We start from the raw sequence: 2747 nt of genomic DNA, 5'->3' as shown, positions 1-2747 counted from the left end.
TAGGATTGGCATATTTTTCGGTTTTTTCTCCATCATTAACAATCGCAAAATCTTTGATTCCGAGGTCGATTCCGGCTACTTTTCCATCGGTGCTAGGTGTTGCCGCTTCTCCTTCCACTTCAAACAATAGAGAGGCATAATACTTACCGGATGCGGTGAGAGAAATGGTAACAGTTTTTAATTTTCCTTCTGGTAATTTACGATGAAATTTACTGTTAATCTCACCAATTTTTGGTACTTTTAAATAATTTCCAGCAATTTCTACATTCTGAGGATATTGAATCGATTGTTTACGATGTTTTAATTTGAATTTAGGCAATTTTGCCCTCCCTTTAAAAAAGTTTTGATAAGCCTTGTTCAGATTGATGGCAACACATTGCAGGACGGCTGAATAACAATCTGTTTTTAACCAAGGATATTCCTTCTTAAGCTGGGGGAGCATTCTCTTGTATGCGGACAACTTTAAGGTTTTTCCTGTTTCCTTATAATGCTGAATACAAGCGTTAAGGGCAAAGTTCCAATACCAACGCGCACAGCCAAAAGACTTAGATAAAGCCTCTTTTTGCGTGAGAGTTGGGTATAATCGGACTTTGACTGCTTGCAGCATTTTTATCGGTTATTTGTTCTCTACTTTAGATATATTATAATAACATAAGCTGTGAAAAGCAAAAACAAGCTACATAAAAATTTGGTTTCGATACCACAAATTTTTATCCGATTCATCCCCTCTTGAATCAAAGATTACAAAAGGGGGATTCTCGGAAATTATGCTAAAAATTTAGTTTTTGTTGTTTTGGGTTTGGCGATCGCCCTATTGGTGGTTTTCTCTGCTACACCCAGCCAAGCAACCTCTAACGATCCTACTGTTTATGCGTGGGAATACTTGACTCCAGGCAGCGATCGCCTCGTTTGCCAAAAGATATCTCTTCACCTTAAATCTCTTCCTGCAACCAGCACAAGCCACAGTCAACCCATTCACACCCATTCTCAAATTGTTGGCGATCGCTTCTGTGCCGATCTAACCAAACCCCTCTCATTTTAAGATCAGGCGATCGCCTTATGTCTGCATTGTTTCGAGAGGCGATCGCCACCAACTCTCAACGCTACAAATTACCAAAACCTTTCTTTTTCTTCTTCTTACCACCGCTTTTCTTCTTACTTCCCCCAGTATGACCGCGAAAACCGGGACGAGGCATTCCTCCCCCCATCATGTCCCCAAGTCCTCCCATACCTCCCATGCCAGGCATCCCAGGCATTCCCATCCCAGGCATTTGTCCTTGTCCCATTTGCTGCATCATATTTCGCATTTTTGTGAAATCTCGCACTAAATTAGAAACATCTTTCTCTTGGTGTCCCGATCCCTTGGCGATACGACGGCGGCGACTGGGGGACTTGGCCAATAAATCTGGGTCTTGGCGTTCTTTTTTCGTCATAGAATTAATCATCGCTTCCGTGCGCTTAAGCTGATCCTCTCCTTTTTGTAAGGTATCGCCGCTCAATTTCCCCATACCTGGAATCATCTTCATAATTCCCCCCAAGGAGCCCATATTTTTTAACAAGCGCATCTGTTTGACAAAATCATCAAAGTCAAACCGTGCTTCGAGGATTTTCTCCTGCATCTTGACCGCATCGGTAATATCAATCTGTTCCTGTGCCTTCTCGACTAAAGTGAGAATATCTCCCATATTGAGAATGCGGGAAGCGAGGCGATCGGGATAAAAGGGTTCCAAAGCCTCGACTTTTTCCCCCATCCCGATAAATTTAATCGGTTGACCGGAAATACAGCGCACGGAGAGGGCGGCACCTCCTCGGCTATCTCCATCCATTTTAGTGAGAATTGCCCCTGTAATGCCGATCTCTTCGTGAAAAGTTCGGGTTAAACTGGCGGCTTCTTGTCCCGTCATCGCATCCACCACCAAAAGGGTATCGTGGGGTTGCACGGTTTCTTTAATTTGAGCCAATTCTCCCATCATTTTTGGGTCGATTTGCAAGCGTCCCGCCGTGTCAATGATGATTGTATCGACTCCCATCTCTTTGCCTTTTTCTAAGCCTTGACGGGCAATTTCTACGGGATCGACATCGGTTCCTAACTCAAAGACGGGGACATCAATTTGTTCCCCGAGGGTGACTAACTGATCGATCGCCGCAGGGCGATAAATATCTGTAGCAACCAGTAAACAATTGCGGTTTTGCTTGCGGAGATAAAGGGCGAGTTTTGCTGTGGCGGTGGTTTTCCCGGTTCCTTGCAAGCCCGCCATGAGAATAACTGTAGGGGCTGTTTCTGCATGGGCGAGGGGGACGTTACTTTCCCCCATAATTTGTACTAATTCTTCGTGAACAATTTGAATAAATTGCTGTCCTGGGTTAACCCCAGAAATAACATCGGCACCGAGGGCTTTTTTCTCGACTTCCTGGATGAAATCTTTAACTACTTGCAGGTTAACATCTGCGGAAAGGAGGGCGCGACGAACATCTTTAATTGCGTCTTTAATATTGGCTTCGGAAATTTTATCTTGACCGCGCAGTTTCTTCCATGCGTCGTCGAGGCGATCGGCTAATGTGTCAAACATAGTATTTGTTCTGGGTTATTTGTTGTTGGTTATTGGATGATTTTATCAGAATTCTTGGGTTTGGAGACCAAACCCCTACCATTGGATGCTTTTATCAGAATCTTTGGGTTTGGAGACCAAACCCCTACAATTGGATGCTTTTATCAGAATCTTTGGGTTTGGAGACCAAACCCCTAC

Annotated in this window: 3 protein-coding genes; 1 reads left to right on the top strand and 2 read right to left on the bottom strand. The window is 43.9% G+C overall.

Annotated features, from left to right (window positions below; translation table 11 throughout):
• On the bottom strand, nt 1-607 hold a 607-nt coding region (locus tag JUI58_RS01110; RefSeq protein WP_204101900.1), incomplete at its 3' end, for an RNA-guided endonuclease TnpB family protein.
• Between the two features lie 192 nt (nt 608-799).
• Here JUI58_RS01110 and JUI58_RS01105 point away from each other — a divergent pair.
• Complete coding sequence (locus JUI58_RS01105) at nt 800-1042, top strand: hypothetical protein (protein ID WP_204101899.1); 243 nt, start codon at nt 800-802, stop codon at nt 1040-1042.
• Nucleotides 1043-1103: 61 nt separating this feature from the next.
• On the opposite strand, the gene ffh is transcribed toward JUI58_RS01105, so the two are convergent.
• Entirely contained in the window at nt 1104-2570 is a 1467-nt protein-coding gene (gene ffh, locus JUI58_RS01100) for a signal recognition particle protein (protein WP_204101898.1), read from the bottom strand.
• Between the last annotated feature and the right edge of the window lie 177 nt (nt 2571-2747).

Origin of the sequence: Spirulina sp. CCY15215, from assembly GCF_016888125.1 — a bacterium.
Taxonomy (GTDB): Bacteria; Cyanobacteriota; Cyanobacteriia; order Cyanobacteriales; family Spirulinaceae; genus CCY15215.
The sequence above is the reverse complement of the archived record's forward strand: the minus strand, read 5'-3'. Positions and strand labels throughout refer to the sequence as shown.